The 20,366-nt window shown below is 35.7% G+C and carries 17 protein-coding genes and 1 pseudogene; 6 read left to right on the top strand and 12 right to left on the bottom strand.

Features of this window, described 5'->3' with window-relative positions; all coding sequences use genetic code 11:
* Positions 1 to 46: 46 nt before the first annotated feature.
* Positions 47 to 970 (bottom strand): phosphate/phosphite/phosphonate ABC transporter substrate-binding protein, encoded by a 924-nt coding sequence (locus PB01_RS20310; protein WP_151701850.1) that lies wholly within the window; start codon positions 968 to 970, stop codon positions 47 to 49.
* A gap of 184 nt (positions 971 to 1,154) precedes the next feature.
* Between PB01_RS20310 and PB01_RS20315 the strand changes: the two genes are divergently transcribed.
* Both PB01_RS20315 and PB01_RS20320 read left to right on the top strand, forming a co-directional pair.
* Complete coding sequence (locus PB01_RS20315; RefSeq protein WP_151701851.1) at positions 1,155 to 2,708, top strand: bifunctional metallophosphatase/5'-nucleotidase; 1,554 nt, start codon at positions 1,155 to 1,157, stop codon at positions 2,706 to 2,708.
* A gap of 684 nt (positions 2,709 to 3,392) precedes the next feature.
* Positions 3,393 to 4,602, top strand: a pseudogene (locus PB01_RS20320) (IS110 family transposase).
* A gap of 165 nt (positions 4,603 to 4,767) precedes the next feature.
* Here the strand turns inward: PB01_RS20320 and PB01_RS20325 are convergent.
* The 9 genes from PB01_RS20325 to PB01_RS20365 all read right to left on the bottom strand — a co-directional run bounded on the left by PB01_RS20325 (position 4,768) and on the right by PB01_RS20365 (position 14,349).
* Positions 4,768 to 5,322, bottom strand: coding sequence for a hypothetical protein (locus PB01_RS20325; protein WP_151701852.1), 555 nt, complete (start codon positions 5,320 to 5,322; stop codon positions 4,768 to 4,770).
* An 872-nt stretch (positions 5,323 to 6,194) separates the two neighbouring features.
* Positions 6,195 to 6,638: a hypothetical protein gene (locus PB01_RS20330; RefSeq protein ID WP_151701853.1), complete on the bottom strand. Its 444-nt coding sequence runs from the start codon at positions 6,636 to 6,638 to the stop codon at positions 6,195 to 6,197.
* 136 nt (positions 6,639 to 6,774) lie between these two features.
* The gene (locus PB01_RS20335) at positions 6,775 to 7,149 is read right to left on the bottom strand and encodes a hypothetical protein (protein ID WP_151701854.1); all 375 of its coding nucleotides are present in this window, start codon (positions 7,147 to 7,149) and stop codon (positions 6,775 to 6,777) included.
* Between the two features lie 268 nt (positions 7,150 to 7,417).
* Positions 7,418 to 7,711 (bottom strand): hypothetical protein, encoded by a 294-nt coding sequence (locus PB01_RS20340; RefSeq protein ID WP_151701855.1) that lies wholly within the window; start codon positions 7,709 to 7,711, stop codon positions 7,418 to 7,420.
* A gap of 133 nt (positions 7,712 to 7,844) precedes the next feature.
* Positions 7,845 to 8,279, bottom strand: a complete 435-nt coding sequence (locus PB01_RS20345; RefSeq protein WP_151701856.1) for a PH domain-containing protein — start codon at positions 8,277 to 8,279, stop codon at positions 7,845 to 7,847.
* 646 nt (positions 8,280 to 8,925) lie between these two features.
* The gene (locus tag PB01_RS20350; protein WP_151701857.1) at positions 8,926 to 10,701 is read right to left on the bottom strand and encodes a sulfatase family protein; all 1,776 of its coding nucleotides are present in this window, start codon (positions 10,699 to 10,701) and stop codon (positions 8,926 to 8,928) included.
* Between the two features lie 146 nt (positions 10,702 to 10,847).
* Positions 10,848 to 12,113 carry a cation:dicarboxylate symporter family transporter gene (locus PB01_RS20355; protein WP_151701858.1) on the bottom strand — a complete coding sequence of 422 codons (1,266 nt, stop codon included), beginning with the start codon at positions 12,111 to 12,113 and terminating at the stop codon, positions 10,848 to 10,850.
* Between the two features lie 107 nt (positions 12,114 to 12,220).
* Positions 12,221 to 13,123 carry a response regulator gene (locus PB01_RS20360; protein ID WP_151701859.1) on the bottom strand — a complete coding sequence of 301 codons (903 nt, stop codon included), beginning with the start codon at positions 13,121 to 13,123 and terminating at the stop codon, positions 12,221 to 12,223.
* A 2-nt stretch (positions 13,124 to 13,125) separates the two neighbouring features.
* Complete coding sequence (locus PB01_RS20365; RefSeq protein WP_225986115.1) at positions 13,126 to 14,349, bottom strand: sensor histidine kinase; 1,224 nt, start codon at positions 14,347 to 14,349, stop codon at positions 13,126 to 13,128.
* A 209-nt stretch (positions 14,350 to 14,558) separates the two neighbouring features.
* Here PB01_RS20365 and PB01_RS20370 point away from each other — a divergent pair, with 209 nt between their 5' ends.
* Complete coding sequence (locus tag PB01_RS20370; protein WP_151701861.1) at positions 14,559 to 15,092, top strand: GNAT family N-acetyltransferase; 534 nt, start codon at positions 14,559 to 14,561, stop codon at positions 15,090 to 15,092.
* Between the two features lie 526 nt (positions 15,093 to 15,618).
* Positions 15,619 to 16,152 carry an ECF transporter S component gene (locus PB01_RS20375; protein ID WP_151701862.1) on the top strand — a complete coding sequence of 178 codons (534 nt, stop codon included), beginning with the start codon at positions 15,619 to 15,621 and terminating at the stop codon, positions 16,150 to 16,152.
* A 326-nt stretch (positions 16,153 to 16,478) separates the two neighbouring features.
* Here the strand turns inward: PB01_RS20375 and PB01_RS20380 are convergent, their stop codons facing one another.
* Positions 16,479 to 17,327 carry a hypothetical protein gene (locus PB01_RS20380; protein WP_151701863.1) on the bottom strand — a complete coding sequence of 283 codons (849 nt, stop codon included), beginning with the start codon at positions 17,325 to 17,327 and terminating at the stop codon, positions 16,479 to 16,481.
* A complete protein-coding gene (locus PB01_RS20385; RefSeq protein WP_151701864.1) occupies positions 17,302 to 17,817 on the bottom strand; it encodes a sigma-70 family RNA polymerase sigma factor in 516 nt (171 codons plus the stop codon). The genes PB01_RS20380 and PB01_RS20385 overlap by 26 nt, the downstream gene beginning before the upstream one ends.
* Positions 17,818 to 18,776: 959 nt before the next feature.
* Here PB01_RS20385 and PB01_RS20395 point away from each other — a divergent pair.
* Both PB01_RS20395 and PB01_RS20400 read left to right on the top strand, forming a co-directional pair.
* Positions 18,777 to 19,406: a TetR/AcrR family transcriptional regulator gene (locus PB01_RS20395; RefSeq protein WP_151701865.1), complete on the top strand. Its 630-nt coding sequence runs from the start codon at positions 18,777 to 18,779 to the stop codon at positions 19,404 to 19,406.
* Positions 19,407 to 19,519: 113 nt separating this feature from the next.
* Complete coding sequence (locus tag PB01_RS20400; protein ID WP_151701866.1) at positions 19,520 to 20,254, top strand: glucose 1-dehydrogenase; 735 nt, start codon at positions 19,520 to 19,522, stop codon at positions 20,252 to 20,254.
* The last annotated feature ends 112 nt before the right edge of the window (positions 20,255 to 20,366 follow it).

Raw genomic sequence — 20,366 nt, forward strand, 5'->3', positions numbered from 1 at the left:
TTAATATCAGAATGGTTGGGCAATGTTATTCAAAAAAATTTGTTTTCTATTCCGTTTTTACTTTTTTAGCGTACTCGCTAACGATATCAAATTTACTATCGTCTGACTTCACATAACCTTCATGTGAGTAGATATCACGAACGATCGCATGTCCTTCTTCGCTTTCACCAATTTTAATGAAAGCTTCTTGAATTTTTGTTTTCCATTCTGGACTCATATCTGTACGCACAGCAATCGTATCATTCGGAATATTTTCTGTATATTGAATAACTTTAGTGTCTTCAAATACAGTTGGATAGTCACCTTTTACTATATTACGAGCATCTTGGAATATTACCGCTGCATCCACATCGCCGTTTAGAACAGCAAGAACTGCTTGGTCATGTCCTTTTACTGTAACCCCTTGTACATCTTTAAGAGGATCGATACCATTATCCATTAGCATTGCTGCGGGCCACACATAACCTGCTGAAGATGTAACATCTTGGAACGCAATTTTCTTTCCTTTTAAATCTTTCACACTATTAATGTTTGAATCTTTTTTAACGATAAATAATGATTTATAAAAATCCACTAATTCCGAAGACGGTGTCCCATCTTCATTTACACCAAGACGTTGCGCTTGAAGAATAACTTCTGCTGCATTTTTCTCTTTAGCTAATACATAAGCAGTTGGTGGCAAAAATCCAACATCTACTTTTTTAGATGCCATTGCTTCAATAATCGTATTGTAATTTGTAGAAACACTAACTTTTACTGGAATTCCTAATTGATCGGATAATAGCTTTTCAAGTGGTTTGGCTTTTGCTTCAAGGGAGCTAGCATTTTGGGATGGAACGAATTGAACTGTAAGCTCTTTTGGTTCATAACCAGAAGCAGTTTTTCCATCTTCGTCCGAAGATCCACAACCAGCTAAAATACCCGCAATTAAAGCGAATGATAAAACAAGTATTGATAATTTCTTAATCATTTACGTAGCCTCCAAAGTTGTTTTTGTTTTGCAAAATAAATTATACCACAGGATTATTGTAAATAAATTAAATTTTTTGTAAAGAATTTGAAGAAATATTCGGATTTTTCGTTATGATTGAAGATATCAGGCTAGTCTATTATTATTTAAAATAACCCTAAAAAGAAAGTAGAGATAATTATTTATGAAGAAAATTACCATACTTCAAACAAGCGATATTCACGGAAGCATCTATCCTTTAAACTACGGAAATAATAAAGCGGCAGACCTAGGTTTTGGAAAACTAGCTACAAAAATTATGCAGGAACGCTCGCTAGATGACCAGCTAATTCTGATTGATAATGGCGATTTAATCCAAGGTACCCCTTTAACATACTATTATGTACAATTTCTAAAAGATAAAAAAAACCCCATGATTCAACTATTAAATCACATGTCTTATGATGCTGCAGTTATTGGAAATCACGAATTTAACTATGGTATGGACGTATTAGATCATGCTGTCAGTGAATCTAACTTTCCGTGGCTTTCTGCAAATATTGTGAGTGAAAGTTCTGATCAGCCTTATTTCGGCCGCCCATATATAATAAAAAATATTGATGAAGTGAAAATAGCCATTTTAGGCGTCACGACTCACTACATACCAAATTGGGAAAATGAACATAATATAGCGGGTCTGAATTTTAAAGATTGTCTAAATGAAACGAAGAAGTGGGTTGCATATATTAATGAAAATGAAAATCCAGATGTTCTGATCGTTTCATATCACGGTGGCTTTGAACGAGATTTAGAAACAGGTGAACCGACTGAAAATTTAACCGGTGAAAACCAAGGTTATGCCATATGCCAAGAGGTTGAAGGAATCGACGTTTTACTAACAGGTCACCAACATCGCTCTTTAACCGGCAATATTAACGGCGTAGAAATTATCCAACCTTCTAATAACGGGCAGTTTTTGGGCAAAGTAGTCCTTACTTTGAATGATCAAAATGAAATTGTAGACAAAACCTCTGAGTTGTTAACGGTAGATGATGTCAATGGCGACGAAGAGATTCTAAAAATGACTTCCTATTTTGAAGAAGAAACACAGAAGTGGCTTGACCAACCGATCGGAATGATTGCAGGCGATATGTTGATCAAAGACCCGCTACTAGTTAGAACTAGCGATCATCCACTTATCGAATTTATAAACAAAGTACAAATGGAAACTGCTGGAGTAGAAATTTCAAATACATCACTATTTAATAACTCTTCTCCAGGTTTTGAACCAAATGTAGCAATGCGCGACATTATTTCTAACTATATGTTTCCAAATACATTGAAGGTTCTTCGTTTATCTGGACAAGATATTAAAGATGCGTTAGAACAAAATGCTCGTTATTTTATTTTAAACGAGGAAGGTAAGCTTGAAGTAAACCCAGCTTATATTCTTCCGAAACCTCAGCATTATAATTATGATATGTGGGAAGGCATTGAGTATATCCTAGATATTCGAAATCCTATTGGAAGCCGAGTAACCACTTTAAATTATAAAGGAGCTCCTTTAAACCTTGATGGGGAATATGATGTCGTCATGAATAATTATCGTGCTGGAGGCGGTGGAGATTATATGATGTTTAAAGATAAACCAATAGTCAAAGATATTCCTATGGATATGACCGAAATCCTTGCTAACTATATCCTCGAAAGGCAAACCATTAAGGCAACCGTTAATCATAATTGGAAAGTTATTTGGTAATTAAGTAACAAAACGCAATTGTCCTTTAACTGCATCTTGTCATTACTATTTCCAGAATGCTTTGGACGAAACACTGGCTATACTATTACCGAAGATTTTTATGGAGGATCTTGTGACGGATGTTAGTCCGTCGCCCTCTTGAAACTTATAGAGACACGGTGCATTGGGTTTGGTTAATGAGAAATTAGATTCTTTCCTATTCTTTTAAAAGCAGACGAAGATACAATTTCGTCCGCTCAGCACTTTTTTATCAATAGATACTACCTATTTTTTCTCTTTTTCCGCTTGCTATATTATTTAACAAAGGAAAGTACATGCTAACCAACATATATTTCAACAGCAAATTTGCAATATAAATGACGAGTAAAAACGTTCACGAATATGAGCGTTTTTTGATGTAATATTTTACTATCCTTTTTGAACTAAAGCACCCGTTCGTATTATAAGGTTAGCCAGATATTTCTGGTTGACCTTTTTTTATATCGATATATGATTGCGGTAGCCGGGGTAGAACGTAAGCACCCGTGGGGCTATTGATCCCGTCAACTAAACAGTTCGCCCCCTACTTGTAGAAACATGATTGAGGCTGGTTGGGACTCTGATCTCGTATAACAAGCGAAGCTATGATACTACATGGAGGAATAGGGGTTACCGGTTAATTGTATGACAAGGAGGAAAATAATGATGAATCCAGTAATTGGTCTGGATGTGGCAAAAGGCGAAAGTCAGGTTCAAGCATTCTTAGATAAAAAACAACCGTATAAAAAGAGCTTTAAAGTAGCACACACACTGGAAGGGCTGACAATTCTTTTAGAGTTTATTAGAGAAATAGAAGTGGCTTCTGGAGAAAGGCCCCCCATTGTTTTGGAATCCACTGGCCACTATCATACACCAGTTGTCCAATTTTTCGAAGACAGAGGTTATTTAATAATCATGGTTAATCCACTCGTTTCGTATCGAGCAAAAAGTTCCAGTTTACGTAAAGTAAAGACAGATATCATAGACGCTCGTCATCTCTGCGAGATGTTTTATAAAGAGGACTTAGAGCCTTATAAACAGCGAGGAATCCAGCTCTTAAATTTACGTCATCTTACAAGACAACATGAAAATATTACAGGTATGTATGTACAAACTAAACTACAATTCCAATCCGTTTTAGATCAAGTATTTCCTGAATACTGTGGGGTCTTTGGAGATCTTTATTCAGATGTCTCCTTACTGACCTTACAAGCATTTCCTACTTCTGAGGAAGTGATTGCAACACGTGAAGAAACAGTCGCCAAAAAAATAAAGGAATTCTGTAAAAGTCGTTCTCAAAAATGGGCAAACAGTCAGTCAGAAAAGTTAAAGGCTGCCGCAGATCGCAACCCATTCCAGAAAACCTTATACAATAGTCTTATCTTAAGCATAAATATGTATATTAAGATGCTTCTAGAATATAAAAAACATCTATCAGATCTGGAAAGAGAGATAGATGCTTTAGCAAAAAGCATGGAAGAATATAAGATTCTCCAATCCATCCCCGGTATTGGTGAGAAAATCGCAGCAACGATTATTTCGGAGATTGGGGAGATCGATCGGTTTAATCATCCTAAAAAGTTAGTTGCCTTTGCAGGAATTGATCCAAGTGTTTTTGAATCGGATTACCAAAAGAGGTTCTAGTAGACTACGACATGCCTTATATATGGCCGTTAAAAGTGCCATTCGTGATAGTCGCAAGAAGAAAACGACAGATGAACTCATTCCTCGAAATAAGAGGTTAAGGGAGTTTTATGATAAGAAACGTGAAGAAGGAAAGCCCTTTAAAGTAGCTGTAATAGCATGTGCAAATAAGCTTTTACATTGGATTTATGCACTTTTAAAAAACAAATCATTTTTCCAAGATCTTACCTAGTTTTAAAATATAACTAAAAAGCCTAAACCTTTCCAAAAGCAGAAAATTGAAAGGTTATTTGGCATGCACAATTTTAGTATAGCATGAACTAATTTTTTTTTTATTAATAAATATTGACAAACTATTGGCTGGTTTAGTTGAAAAACAAAGTCATTGTTCAATTGCTCATTGTGTCAATATATATGAAAAGCCGTTGTCATTTCCGTAACTAAATCTCCCGATTTTCCCTTCTTCTTTTGTAGAGAAAAGGACTTCACCTTCTACATTTATAGTTTTTTCTTCACCACCATTTTTTTGATAACCTACCTTTGCTATGAAGGTATAACGATTCGGAATTTTCTCACTTCGATCGATCGAGACTTCTTTAAAACTTAACTTATATCCATTAAAATCAGCAACACTTTGATATGAAGTACCGAACGCCATCATAAAGGAATCTAGTTCGCTCTCTGTGAAATAACCTCCATATACCTTTTCTAAATACTTAGATAATTCCAGATTTTCTCCTATTCCATTATTGACAGTCTTGTATTTAGGATTCCACAATAAGTCCATAAACTTCTCGTCTGGTCCAGTAAATTGAAGCTCTAGAACTTTTTGAATTACTGTCTTATTCGGATCCTCTGTTTCATCTTGGGAGCAACCAGAAATTAAAAATCCTGATATTAAAATAATTAATGTCAAAAAAACAATAAGTGTTTTGTTCTTACGTTGATACATTACATAACCCCCTTTGAAATTAATACGTTTTACACTCCAAGAAGATTCAAAAATTCTTATTTTTTGAATTTCACTATCACTTCCTGATACTCTCACATTTACCAATTTTCATAACATTAACAAACTTTTCCTTATTAAACTAGTCGAGTAGAAGGGAACCTTTCTACCTTGTGGTAGATTGTGTTCCTCCCCCCTCACAGAACCGTGCTTGCGCTATTTACGCACACGGCTCCTCCAAGTCACCATTCACAAGATGTACCTAATCTCTTTCGATCAGATTTGCTTATTCTGCTATCCTTAATAGTTTAGTTTCCACTTATTATCTCTACCTCTGCGTGTAGTAAATGTGTCACTAGTAAGGGTGATAACCTGGTAGCAGCCTTTCCTCCATCGGCATTACCCAACTTCATAGGTACTACGCTGCTATCCGACTCCCTACAACGGCATTTGGTTTCCTTGCTTATTATCGCTTGTACACCATACTCTTCTATAGGAAGAGACCGGTAGGGTCTCCCGAGTTGCCGTATCATATCCATGTGTGACGTGCCAAGGTCTCTGACCCCAGAGAGGTTTTATCCTTCTTGCCTTTAACGATGGATAAAATATAGCTTTCTGATGTGCTTAAGGCATCAGCCCTCTCAATTTACTAACATTATGGAGCTCAATCCCTTCAACCATTTGGCTTTCGGCCCGCCACCTAACTGTCTACGCCTAAAGGCTACTGTTACCATTAGCCCTCCAAGACTCGCTACGAGTGAATGGCTAGTTCTTTCTCGACGGGAATCCCACCCGCTATATGATACGACCTAGGCTCGGCCGCACAAGCACCCGTTACTTTAAGTTCACTAATTCACTAACTTTTGTTTTCAATTTTATTTAGATTGTTTAATCCAAATTTTCCAATCAGAAATCCCTTCAACCATAAAAATGTTTAAATTCTCAGTAACCGGAACTCCGCTTTTAATATAACCCACTTCATATCCAAATTCGTCACTTATAATTACGGTTTGAATGTCACCACTTTCCTCAAATGGTCCATTCATTTGAACTATTTCTTTAGCTACCCATTGACCGTCTTCTTTATGAACGTCAGCTACCCAAATATCCTTATCATTCATTGCACCTCTAAAAACAATTAAAACTAACTCTTTATTCACTTTATGAGAACCATACACATTTATTTCTCTTTCTTCGTTTCCAACCTCTATCGTCTTTAAAGCATCTTCTGGATTATTAACTAAATTTTGATTACTTTCAGTACACCCTGCAATTAAAAAACCAAATGATATAACTATAATGATTAATTTTAACTTCATTTTTTCACCCTTTTCAATTATTAAAATAGGTGCTCGGTTCATTACAAATCAATTACACTAAACTGCTGCGTTAGTTCAACAAGCAAAAAGGCTTTACTCCTTCTGAAAGTAAAGTTAGCACCCATTAGTTGAAGAATCAGGGGTTGAATATTTGCCTCAATTCCTTTGGGACAATCATAACATTTACAATTTTATATTCCGATTGATTGTCTAATAGGGGTGCAAATTCAACCAATAACATTTCCCCGTTCTCCATTGTAATTAGTTCGTAATCTTTAAAATTAGAACCCTCTATTAAAATGTCCTTAAAATGATTAAATTCAATTTCTGAAATCGAATTCTCTGCACCTTCATAAAATAACGATTGAAATCCGTCGTAATTTTGAATATCAATTTGATACTTCATCAAGGATGCTGCATTCATTGGCGAATCTGGTCTTACTCTCTCCTCATCGCTACAACCAACTAACAATAATGATAAAAGTAACAATACTGCAAATTGCCTTTTCAATCATTTCCCCCCTCTTTTATCTCACCTTAACTATTCCAATTCAATGTTATACCTTTATTTTCCTTGTTGAACTAAACTGCCCCATTAGCCTTCTATGAAGTGCAAAGAATGAAAATGGGTAGTGGAGTCAATATTAATAGTCTACCGAAAACAATAGACCGCTTAATCTCCGCTCTCCCCTTTTTTAACGATTAAGGAGGGGTCTTCTTAAGTATTGTCATTTTTCTTTTCTTGAAGAAATTAATTTTCATGGTAGCTCAACATTTCCTTAACTTTCACGACTGTATGAGGTCCAAATTTTATAAATGTATTTGCCATTTCTCTCAGTTACTTCTTTAATTACTGTCACCTTTACATTTAGGTAATCTGCCCATTTAGGTATAAAATCAGTTAAATAATCTATTATTTTTTCATCAGGAGTTGCATACCCCACATTAACTTTATTAACTAAGTAAATTAAAAATTCCGGATATAATGAATCCGTCCATTCATAAGCTTCAAACAACGAATCAAAGATTCTATTATCTTCTGAATATTGCCCACTTAGCCATTGTATTTCCATAAGCATTGCCCCTTTGGTTCTTCGTTTTAATTCTGTTTGTTCAACTAAACTGCTGCGTTAGTAAAAAAAGCTTTACTCCTCATTGAAGTAAAGCACCCATTAGTTGAATAAATTGCATTACCTTACTTATCCTTCAAAATATGAACTTCTTGATTTTGATATGCTGACACCGTTTGGAGAGAATTTTTATGAACCCCTTTCTATCAAAAGGAGAAATGAGTACAGAATTATATTGACCGTATACAATCTCAAGCCTTTTTATAGATAACGCAGGACTTGATAATGGGTTCTTTGTTTTTTCTACAGACGTTATATTGTCTAATGGAATATTTCTTTTAAAAGGACCAAACCTGATAATTAAGTTGTTATCTTCTATGACATAAAAGGTGGTTAACCACATCCATAAAATAAAAATTGGTAAAATAATAGAAAGAGAAAATGTAATTATAAATCCCAAAATATCCAGTGTTTTATCAACAAGTACATAAACACCACTTCCTAGAACAAAAATCATAGCTATCCAAACGATAATGGATAACCACCAATCTTTTCGTGACTTAAATTTCAATAAGTTCACCTCCAAGAAATTCGAAACTTCTATCTTTCTTACGATTAACCTAAATCAAGAGATTCATGTGCGTATTCAACTAAACTGCGGCATTAGTTCAAGTAAAAGTTTTCGCAATACTCAGATTTATATTAACATATAATTTCAAATTTCTCTCAAAAAATAAGTCTAGTATATCTAAATCGCAACAATTTTAGCATTTGTTTCAACAACACCCTACAAATTTATGCGGTGTCTTCAATTATTGTGTGTATTGATGCGTTAATTAGTCTGCCAAATTGACTAAAGCATTAATATAACTACCTAAAGGAAGGCAACAATTCATATGCGAATTGTGTCCCCCATTAGGTAGTTATTAAATGTTTTCTCCCCTAAAAACGAACCTATTACCAGAAGCATATTGTCTTTCTATTGTGTGCTGTTGATTGGAGCGGAAGGGGCGACTCCAGCGGGAAAAGCGTGTCCAAGTGAGACCCCTCAGCGAAGTGAGGAGGCTCACGGACCTTCCGCCTGAAGCGGAAATTAACCTGTTAATGCATAAAAACTCATATACTTTCATATTCCTCTAGTACATACAATTAAACATAATCTTCTAGAGAGTTGAGCTTAGCAACTCTCTTTTTTCATGGTTACTAATTAAACTTTTTCAAGACATATCAGAAAATTCCCCACTTTTTGGTGAAAGCCTTTTTTGCTTACATTGTTCTTCCAGCATTTTTATTAATATTTGTTGGATAATGATCGATTCGGATGTTGCAAGTAAAGAGTCTGCTAGATTTACCCGTTCTAACGGATCTCTTGTAACATTATATAACTCAAATTGCTCTGGGACCGGCTCTTCTTTTATAGTCGTCACACAGAAGTTGTTTTTTTCAGTTATCGTTATGTCAACATTACACGGACTCGACCAAAACTGTGGATTATCGAAGTAGCGAGCTAGTTTCCAAGTCTCTTTTTCTTTCATTATTCCCGTCTCTAACGTCGTAATCACTGCTTCGATATGGTTTGGTTGGACTACTGATTCATAAGGTATTCCAGTTACTGGATTTGTTTGATTCAAACCTTTCGAGACATCATCATCTGTCATAAAGTAGATAGGTTCATTTGCTCGTAAGAAGTGTTCATTTCCTTTAATTAGTGGTGTTAAATTTCTTCCAACTAATAATTGTGCCTCCAAATGATCGTTTGAAAGTTTTTTACGAATCTCTTCTACGTTTATATCTGCTAGTCCCAACAATGTAGGAAGGATATCGACATGACTTGTTAACATTTCGGTGCCAATTTGTTTAGGGAAAAGAGTAGGACTATGAATAATCAATGGGACATGAATGGATTCTTCATACATGTTATACCACTTTTGATAGAGACCACCATGTGCCCCCAGTTGTTCTCCATGATCGGATGTAAATAGTATTATCGTATTATCATAAAAACTGGATTGTTGAAGTGCCTTGAAAACCTTATGCATTTCCTGATCTGCCTTTTTTGTTAAGCTATAGTATAGTTGGCGATAGAAATTGTTATCTATGATTGGTTGTAATACCTTGGGGTATGTGGTGCGGTAACTTTCTTGAGCCGTAGGTTTAGTAAGAAGAGACTCCCCAACTGTAGGAGCAGGCGGAATGTATGGAAGCATTGGATCCACTTCAAAGTTAAAGTTTGGGGAAATTGCTGATAGTACCCCGTAAATCGCAATATCGTGAGGGTTTACAAAAGAACACATGATAAACCAGGGATTATCCTCATGATGGCACGTTGACTTTTCATCCAGTGACTTGATTAGTTGGACAGTTTCACTAGCGTACACCTCGTCTCGTCCACTCGTACCAGTTCCTGCGGAGGAGGCAGAGTTTCGTGGATTTGCTCCGTGGGGCTCTGGTCCAATCCAACCGGAATATCCAAAAGAATCGAGACGGTTTGCCTTTTCATACATTTTTTCTTTTTCTTTATCTGGAACTCCTGTTATCGGATTATAGCTTACAACTTGGTTTTTTGTACCTGGAATTAATATATCTTCATCCGAAGCATGCCATTTCCCTTTCCAAAAAGTATTATATCCCGCAGCTCGAAAGTAATCTCCCATCGTTGGCACCGTGTTTGGATCAAGCCAAAATAGATCTGGATCAAATGAACCTTTTGCGCCTCCGGGAGTTTGTGTTACCCCGTGAAGTGAGGGATATTGCCCGGTATATAATGTTGCTCTACTTGGAGAGCAGGCGCTGCTCCCTGCATAATGATTTAAGAATTCCATTCCGTTCTTTTTTAATAGTTCATGGGTCGGTAAATGTTCTTTCCGCCATTCCTTTAATTCCTGCGTTTCATAAACAGTAGGAAAGCGCTCTTGATCAACCATTAAAAAGAGAAAATTCGGTTGTTTTTTTCGCTTGTTTGGAGGATTGTGCTTTCTTTTATTGTCATCCATTTTTACACCTTCTTTTCTATTTTTTAATACTATATGTACATGACAAAAATAATGGCCTCGCTATTGTCACCTTTTATTTCATAACACACGAAAAAACCGACTTCCAAATTGGATAGCCGGTTTTATTTACATTCTAATTTGTGTGCTTATTTTAAGGAAGAATAATATTCCTCTTTTTTCACCGTGTCAAACCGCCCTTCCCACTTAGACATAACAATGGTAGCAAGAGAATTACCTACTACATTTACCACTGTCCGTGCCATATCAAGAAGTCGGTCAATACCAGCAATGAATGCAAGTCCTTCAGGAGGAATACCTACAGTTCCTAAAGTAGCTAGTAAGACAACGAAAGAAACTCCTGGCACCCCAGCGATTCCTTTGGATGTAAGCATCAACACTAGAACCAATGTAATTTGCTGCGTAATACTCAAATCAATATGATACATTTGCGCGATAAAAATCGCTGCAATAGCTTGATATAGAGTTGATCCATCCAAGTTGAAAGAATATCCTGTTGGTACGACAAAAGATACAATATCTTTTGGAGCACCGAACTTCTCCATTTTCTCCATTACTTTCGGCAATACTGTTTCAGAGCTTGAAGTGGAATAAGCTAATAGCAGTTCGTCTTTTAATACTTTCATAAGATGAAAAATATTTATACCGACCAACTTTGCTATGCCACCTAGCACAAAAATTATAAAAAAGATCATCGTAGCGTAGACGAGTATCATTAGCTTTCCAAGTGGCAGCAACGATTCCAATCCAAACTTTGAAACAGTAACACCAATTAAAGCAAATACGCCAAATGGAGCAAACTTCATAATTAGATTCGTCACCCAAAACATGGCATCCGCGGTACCTTGAAAAAATGCAAGCACCGGTTTTCCTTTTTCACCAATCGCTGCAATACCTAACCCAAAAAGTACAGAAAAGAAGATAATCGCTAGCATATTACCTTCCGACATTGCTTTCACAATATTGCTTGGCACAGCATTGACAATTACATCCGCAAAACCATGATGTTGTACTTCTTCACTCGTTTGAACATATTGATCTATATCACCTTTGGATAATGTTGACATATCCAATCCAGCTCCTGGATGGAAGATGTTTGCCGCCAGTAAACCAACAACAATCGCGATTGTTGTAACAATTTCGAAGTAAATTAGCGTTTTTCCACCCAGTTTACCTAACTGCTTTATACTTCCCGTCCCCGCAACTCCTAAGATTAAAGTAGAAATAATAATTGGGACTACAATCATTTTAATCATGTTTATAAATATGGTTCCAATCGGTTGCAAATAAGTTTCTACTGCAGGATTTCCGAAAAAAATTGCTCCTACAAAGATTCCTAGTATGAGCCCGACAAGAATTTGATATGCCAAAGTAAACTTAAACTTTTTCTTCATCTAAAACACCCCTTTTTATATTGAAAACGCTTTCTTATATCCAAAATAGCTTTTACAATATTATAAAAGGGACTTATAAAATCCGACAAAATCCGACGTTTATAATTTTATTTATTTTCACCTTGAAGGTTGAATTTGTCCTTTGTTTCTAAATACAGCACTTGAAGAAATTTTTTACTATTAACTTTTATCTTTGCCTCCTCTTTGCTACTTTCTCTTATATGTATCATTTGATTTCTAATTTCTTGAAAGTCAAAATACCGAGGAGCATAGTATTCAAATTCGGGATTTGTATAATCAATTGAGCCTAAAGAAGCTAAATTATTTACCGCTACCAGAATCGTTCTACGTATGCGTTGCTCAATTGCCTTGCTTTCCTTTCTCACATCAACTTGATGGGACTTTGTCTTGGTAGCAACAGACTCGTATAAATCTTTTAAAGGTGGTAATTGAGCAGCTACTTCACGTTGGTTCATGAGAAATTCAATAATAGATACAATATCGTCGCTTCCTGATTCTCCAATAATCCCCATATCGTTGAGTATAGACAGTACGATTTCCTTTACACTTTGCTTTCTCTTCCCAATTTGACTCGGACCAATTTTTTCTAATGATTCCCGAATAGATAGTATAGAATCTCTTAGACGAAATTGCTCAGCAGTTTTTTTTAGAATACTTTGTACCTCCACGCGATTTATGGGCTTATGTATAAAAAATTCTATCCCTTTTTCATAAGCTTCTCCCACCATTTCTTTGTTAACAATTTGAGAGATCATAATGAATTGACCTTGATATCCTTGATTCCTTAATTGTTCAATGGTTTCAATACCGTCTAATACTGGCATTAATAAATCGATTAAAACTACATCTGGTTGCATTTTAATGACAGAGGATATACAACTTGCTCCGCTTTCAGCCTCCCCTATGACAAAACCAAGATCTCCTTCCGTTATTATTTTCTTTAGCATAGTTCTACTAGCTTTATCATCATCTACTATAAAATAACGCAGTATTATTCCACTCGCTTTCGTATGTTTTCAGTTGGAATGGAGATTCGAAAAATAGTGCCTTGTGCTGGTGTTTCGATCTCAATTTGTCCTTTCAGCATATAAATAATCTCTTTTACATGAGATAGTCCAATACCCGTTGCGGCAACGCCTTTATCGTTAAATTTTGTTGTATAACCCGGTTCAAAGACTATGGGTATATCCTCTTTTAGAATACCCTTGCCTGAATCTTTTATAATGAAATTAGTATTTATCGACTCCTCGAATACTTCAACACTAATCTGACCATTGTCTATGATGGATTCAACGGCATTTGCAGTTAAGTTATTTAACAAAGCAAGAAGAGGAATTTGCTTATCGGTTTCAAAATTAGTCGGTATCGTTCGTTGAAAGGTAATCTTTTTTCCTAATAGTTCGCTGTATTTTTCATTTGCATCAATAACAAGGTTTATAATATCCGAAAGAAAAGGAGGCTGATTTTTATTTTGTACAGTTATTTTCGTAAGCCCTGATAAAATCCGTTGGGAATCTTTTTTAACTTCATGAATTTCCTGTGCAATACGTAATGCTTGAATACTTAGTGGTTGCAATTCTATCTTTTTTAATTGCCGATACAAATCATAACTAGAGGCAGTAATTTGTTCAATATGATTCATAGATTTTTGTAAATAAAGCGTTTCAGCATATAAATCAGAACCGACTCTCAGCATTTCTTGCATCCGTTTCTTTTGTTCAGAAATTGTAATGGAACTATATAACCCCACTACAAAATAGCTACGAAACAATGCAACCCCACTTATCAAGGACAAATCCCAAAAATCTATATTTGTATGGTGCAACAATCCATACCTCGTAAGCTGTTCAGAACAGTTTCCGATAAATTCAAACAACGCGGCCCATGCACCTAAAACAAATGGGAACGTTTTATACTTTTCAATTTTAATCCAGTGTAAACCCGCTGAAAATAAAAAATAAAATAAAAAAGCAGGTAAGTGGTTTTTTAAACTAATAGTTATATGCACCTCATCAAATAATATATCCTCAAATAGACGAAAACAAACAACTGTTAAACCAGTAACGATACCTGTCCTTATAATAGAGGCTGGTGTCCAGATCAGAATTAGCAGAAAAAAAGCAATACCGCCTAGCCCAAAACGAAAAGCTTCTTCGTCAAAGGGAATTACTTTAATTTCACTTGCTACCATTGTGAAAAGGGCAGTAAGGATCAATGTAACTCCTTCTGGCCTATTAAAACTCTTATTAAAAATTTTAGTTAGAGAAAACATTAGTATCACCTGAAATGAATTTTTTTCTTTCTTATATAAGATACAGTATTTTGTTATGCTTTACTCTACTTTGCTTTACTATACATTGTCTGCCCCTTTGATCTAAACTTGAACTATTAGCATTCATCCAAAATAGAAAGTAGCTGAAAAACATGAAGAAATTCCATTTAAAAGATGGCCATGAAGTAAAGATAATAGAGGCGACGAAAGAATATGCCCAACAGATAATCGATTTCTATAATGTCGTAGGTGGAGAAACAGATTTTCTTTCATTTGGGAAAAATGAATTTAACCGTAATTTAGAGGAGTATAAAGAGTTTATAGAATCTACACGTCTAGAACAGAACTCCATAATATTGCTGGCAATTTTTCAGGACGAAATTATAGGTATTTCGTCTATTAATTCTAGTCAAAAAAAGAGAATGAAGCATGTAGGAACGTTAGGAATTGTTGTTAGTGAAAAGTTTATTGGACAAGGTATAGGCAGAAAATTAATGAAACAATTAATTCATTGGGCCACCTTAAATCGGATGACGAAAAAAATTAGTCTCGTCACTCGAGAAGATAATACTCATGCAATCGAATTGTATGAAAAGCTCGGATTTGAAAAAGAAGGCCTCATGAAAAAAGACAGTTTCATTAATGACTCATACTACAACACATTTGTGATGGCATTATTTCTTTAAACGTAAGCGTCGAACTCTCCCTTGCCTCATTTAAACTAATATTTATGAACTCATTGGCTCTGTTGCCTGTAACTATGCCTTCCTTAACGAGCCTCGGATCTGGATAATACGGCGGGTAATTGCTTGACGAAACTAGTTTGGCAGCGTGAGCCAGTTGAATGAGCAACCTTGTGAGAGAACTAGACAGCACGAAAACGACTCCCCATCCACATAGATTTATCAGTTTTCAAATTATTTCATTTTTTTTGATATTGAGAAGTAAGTCCATCTTCTGTGACCCCTATTTCTTTATTAGCATAGCATCATCGATACAATCGATCGGCTTCCTCCTTTCATGATTTAACACTCAAACTTTCCGATTTTTCTACAAACTGACACCTACATTTTTCTCTATATTGATACTTTTAAATATACCAATCCTTTGCTAAGGTTATCAGTAAATGTGAAACTGATTTAAAAAGTAAGGATCCCAAGGGAACAATTATCCCTTGAACCTTATAAAAAAAAATAAGGAAGGATTTTGACTATGCCTAAAACAAGAAGTTATACAAACTCACGCACTTTTGATTTAATCCTAACAGCAATGTTAATAGCACTCGTATTCGTTTCAACTCTCATTTTAAATATTAGACTACCAATCGCTGCAAATGGGGGGTTGGTTCATCTTGGAACAGCTATGCTCTTTATCGCGTCCATTGTATTTGGTCCTAAAAAAGGAGCACTCGCCGGTGCTATAGGAATGGGTATATTTGACTTAGTATCTGGATGGACATTGTGGGCACCCTTCACCTTTGTGGCACGTGGCCTGCAAGGATATATAGTTGGAAAAATTGCATGGTCGTTCGGACGCAAAGGAAACAGTATTATTTTCAATCTCCTAGCTACTATTATCTCGATTCCTGTTATGTTAGGTGTTTATTACATTTGTGAACGAGTTCTATACGGTAGTTGGATTATACCCTTGGCCTCTATTCCTGGAAACATCGTTCAAAATGTTGTGGGGATCATTATAGCCATTCCAGTTTCTGTTTTGCTGAAAAAAGTTCCCGTTTTTAAATAGTTAGCAAAAGGTTTAAAACTTTATTTTAAACTAATAGGAAGTAAGCTATTACCATAAAAGTATATAACTTTATGGTAATAGCTTACTTTTCAATAATAATAACTTTGTCTAGTATTTAGTTATTTTCATAACTCTGTACAAACACCATTCGAGCGACTTTTTGTCATTATTTTTTCAAGTTGTAAATACATTATTCTAGTACTCAATTTTCTCCTGATTTTATCCACTTCCTATCCTATGTAATAGTTAATGGATATCACTTCAGACTGTACAAACTAGAAAAAATGAACTTCCCTATACTCAAGAATAATACCGTGGCTTGTTTTTTAATATCTTCCTTGCTGATAATATTCAACACCCTGGTTATCCACTAAAATACGTTCACCTTCTCTCGTAAAGGTGATGTCAAATCCATCTGCTGATAATTGCAAAACCTTCCCATTGTCTTTGTAGACAAGGCGGGGGTGCTGATATTGTTCAAACATGGATTCCTCGCCAATCTCTTTTAAGTACAACTCGATGGTTGATTCCATTTTATTATAGGAACGGGAGCCGCTTACAAGCAATTTACCTTTATTAATTGCCACAAATTGACTGTTATTACGATATCCACCGAAACCAAAAACAGCTTGCGCCTGTGCTTCTTCCATATCAAAATGCTTATATATGTAAAACGGATGGTCATATACGTGGTCATATATTTTGCCATCTACGATTTGATAGTACGTAACAACATCATCCCACTTTTCACCTTCATTATCCAACACCACAAATTTCATCCAAATGATGCCATCAAGTTCGCTTAAAAATTCAGCTTTTGAAAAATCCATATGTTCATATTTGTTATATAGCTCCTCGACAGTAGCACCGTATGCTGGTGATGCTACTTGATTTAGCGTTTCTGCATCTTTTGCATCAATTGCTTCAAAATAAGTATTAAATAGTTCTCCGTGAACACCAAGCTCCTTTGTTGTAGCAGTACTTAAAATCCCTAGTTGGGCTGGCCATAATGTAATCGTAAGAAATAAGGCGGCAATTGAAACGAAACTTACCATTGCGTATATCGGAGTATGCGTAGATTTTTTTCTTGGTTGGGCCATTTTCCTTGCGAGGTCCTCCGTCATCCAAAGCTTTTCGCCAATCACTTCATCAATACCCGTTTTCAATCGTTCCATCAAAGCCATCCTCCTTTAGCACTGATTTAAGTTTTTCACGACTACGCGCAAGTCTTGTACGTACCGTTGCCGGTGAACAATTAAGCAACGTGCCAAGTTCCTCTGACGAATAATCTAAGTAATACGTAAATACAATGACTTCACGGTATTTCAGCGGTAATGCAAGAACAGCTTGTACGAGTTGACGTTTTTCTGATTGTGTTTCGACATCTTGCTCCGTCGATCGACCAAATAAACGTTGAATTTTTTCGCTGACAGTCGTATTTTTATAATGCCAACTTCGCAAATAGTCGTAACTACGATTAATCGTCATTCGATACAAATAAGTACAATACGTGGCCTCCCCACGAAATGATGCTTGCTTTTCAAATGCTTTGAGTAGCACATCTTGTACAATGTCTTCTGCGGCTTGCTTATTTTTCACATAGATATAAGCAAGCCTCAATAACTCCTCACCATGCTCATGTATAAACTTTTCGAGTTGCGTCATAGAGCACCTCCTTTTATTGTTAAACGTTAGACGAAGCAATGGTAATTTCTGTTTCAAAAATGAGTAAAAAGAATAAATAGATTCAGGGGGGGACGAAATGTTAGTATCATTCAATGTGGAAGATGTTTCGCAAATAGATGCCCACGAACTATATGGATTACTTGATGGAACAAAGCGTGGCATATTTATAGGTTGATCCTCAAAATTTGCTTGATCAACTTGGACTGCACTTAAATTGAAGGCAGTAATTCATTTTTCATTTATCTGTCTTTTTGTTGAACAAAAAATTTATTTATGTTTTCTATATAATGATTCAACACATATCAAGGAAGTACCCTTTATTGAAAATAAGGTATGTGAAATAACTATTTTTCACATACCCTTTGTTCGTTATTATTTATAAAAATAAAATTTTGAAGGATATTCTTTTGAAAAAACTGCACTTACTTATGATAAGGCTCACCGTAACATGTCTAAATGCGGTTTTAAGAACAATTTACGGCTTATGAAAAAAGATTAAGAGAAAGACCCCACTTTAGCAGCTACTAATGTACTGAAGTCTTCAAAATATTTCATCGCATATGCCTTATGAGCAACCCAACTCATGAGTCCATCCATTTCCTCCTGAATTTTAATTTGTCCTACTAAAAAATCATCTTTTTTTAAGAAATTATCCTCAACATACTAAATTGCATCATGGTGCTTAATGACTTTTAAATGCTCACGTATTGTTTTACTGTCGACCGTGATTCCCTCAAGCCCCACTTTTATTTCACTAATCGTCAGCGTATTACCTTCAATCGCATCTTATTGAAATTTAACACTGAATGATTTAGGTTTTTAAGAAGACTAAAGTAAACTCTAGAATTTTAGCATTTTCACCTATGATTTCCCCTCGATGCTAATACAAGTTGGTACATGTTACAATAAATGTATGAAGAACAGTTGGAGTGACGAAAATGAGTAAACGAGAAAAACAAAAGCAACAACGCCGTCAAAATATTATCCAGATTGCAAAGGATTTATTTTTGGAGCAAGGTGTGAAAAATATACAAATGCAAGATGTTGCCGATGCTGCTGGCGTTGGTATTGCGACGTTATTTCGCTATTTTCCTAAAAAAGAATATTTAGTGATTGCGGCTTCGAATGCGATTACTGATGAAATGGCCAAGTATATAGGGCAGATTGTCGAGCAGACGATAACTGCATACGAAAAAATCGAGCAAATTTTGGATTATTATATAAACGCTACGAATGATCCACAGCTACGTTTAGCGAAATTTTTCGAGTCCTTTGATTTAAATGAAAAATTAGCTGCGGAATCGACTGAGCAATATGCGGAATACTTATTTGCACGAAGCAGATTAGCCAGTATTTTGTTTACATTGGCTGAGCAGGGTAAGCAGGATAGCTCTTTAAGACCAGATGTAGATTTGGATGTATTTATCATGACGATGGTCCAAAATTTCAGCTTATTCACATACAAATCAAGCCTGGCAATCCATGATACCAATCTCACCATGCTTCTTTCTACGGACAAGCAGCTCGCGATGATGAAGGATGTATTTTTATGCTATATACAGCCATAATAAATAACAGCCGTTTGGATTGACTTTCGAACCGGAAAGTTGTTTACTAGGAAGTGTAAAAAAGTGATAGTTAACTATCACTTTTTAAAAATATATTTTAAGGAGCTTTTTAAATGAGTCGTTTATCAGGTAAAGTAGCAATTATTACGGGAGCAGCACAAGGTATGGGTGCGGCACACGCAAAGTTATTCATAGAAAACGGTGCAAAGGTTATTTTAACAGATTTAAATGAAGAAAAAGGCAACGCTCTCGCGGCTGAATTAGGTGAAAATGCCCTTTTCATTAAACAAAACGTAACATCTGAAGAAGATTGGGCAACAGTTATTGCGAAAGCTGAAAAAGCTTTCGGTCCAGTAAACGTATTAGTAAACAACGCTGGTATTACTATGGCGAAAAATATGCTTGATGTTACTGTCGAAGAATACCGTCGCATCGTAGATATTAACCAAGTGTCTGTATTCTTAGGTATGAAAACTGTAGCAGCGTCAATGATGAAAGCTGGAGGCGGTTCAATCGTCAACATTTCTTCAATGAACGGCTTAGTTGCTGGTGCTATAGGTTACACAGATACAAAATTCGCAGTACGTGGGATGACAAAAGCAGCTGCTATCAACTTAGCACCAATGGGTATCCGCGTAAACTCTGTACACCCAGGTGTAATCGCTACACCAATGGTAGTACAAGAAGATACAAAAGCAGCAGTTGAAGAATTTTCTAAACACATTCCATTAAAACGTGTTGCTCAACCAGAAGAAGTTTCAAAAATGGTATTATTCTTAGCTTCTGATGATTCAAGCTACTCAACAGGCTCTGAATTCATTATCGATGGCGGATTAACTGCACAGTAATAAAAGTTCCTGAAAAAATCTTTATATGATTTATAAAGGCCGGTTTTCTAAACTAATAGAAAATCGGCCTTAGTTTTTTATTTAATTAAAAACCTCACTTACTTATGGTAAG

The sequence above is a fragment of the Psychrobacillus glaciei genome, from assembly GCF_008973485.1.
GTDB classification, from domain to species: Bacteria; Bacillota; Bacilli; order Bacillales_A; family Planococcaceae; genus Psychrobacillus; species Psychrobacillus glaciei.

Coding starts and splice junctions, on each gene's coding strand:
- PB01_RS20310 (WP_151701850.1), bottom strand. CDS start 970: ATGATTAAGAAATTATCAATACTTGTTTTATCATTCGCTTTAATTGCG.
- PB01_RS20315 (WP_151701851.1), top strand. CDS start 1,155: ATGAAGAAAATTACCATACTTCAAACAAGCGATATTCACGGAAGCATC.
- PB01_RS20325 (WP_151701852.1), bottom strand. CDS start 5,322: ATGTATCAACGTAAGAACAAAACACTTATTGTTTTTTTGACATTAATT.
- PB01_RS20330 (WP_151701853.1), bottom strand. CDS start 6,638: ATGAAGTTAAAATTAATCATTATAGTTATATCATTTGGTTTTTTAATT.
- PB01_RS20340 (WP_151701855.1), bottom strand. CDS start 7,711: ATGGAAATACAATGGCTAAGTGGGCAATATTCAGAAGATAATAGAATC.
- PB01_RS20350 (WP_151701857.1), bottom strand. CDS start 10,701: ATGGATGACAATAAAAGAAAGCACAATCCTCCAAACAAGCGAAAAAAA.
- PB01_RS20355 (WP_151701858.1), bottom strand. CDS start 12,113: ATGAAGAAAAAGTTTAAGTTTACTTTGGCATATCAAATTCTTGTCGGG.
- PB01_RS20370 (WP_151701861.1), top strand. CDS start 14,559: ATGAAGAAATTCCATTTAAAAGATGGCCATGAAGTAAAGATAATAGAG.
- PB01_RS20375 (WP_151701862.1), top strand. CDS start 15,619: ATGCCTAAAACAAGAAGTTATACAAACTCACGCACTTTTGATTTAATC.
- PB01_RS20380 (WP_151701863.1), bottom strand. CDS start 17,327: ATGGAACGATTGAAAACGGGTATTGATGAAGTGATTGGCGAAAAGCTT.
- PB01_RS20385 (WP_151701864.1), bottom strand. CDS start 17,817: ATGACGCAACTCGAAAAGTTTATACATGAGCATGGTGAGGAGTTATTG.
- PB01_RS20395 (WP_151701865.1), top strand. CDS start 18,777: ATGAGTAAACGAGAAAAACAAAAGCAACAACGCCGTCAAAATATTATC.
- PB01_RS20400 (WP_151701866.1), top strand. CDS start 19,520: ATGAGTCGTTTATCAGGTAAAGTAGCAATTATTACGGGAGCAGCACAA.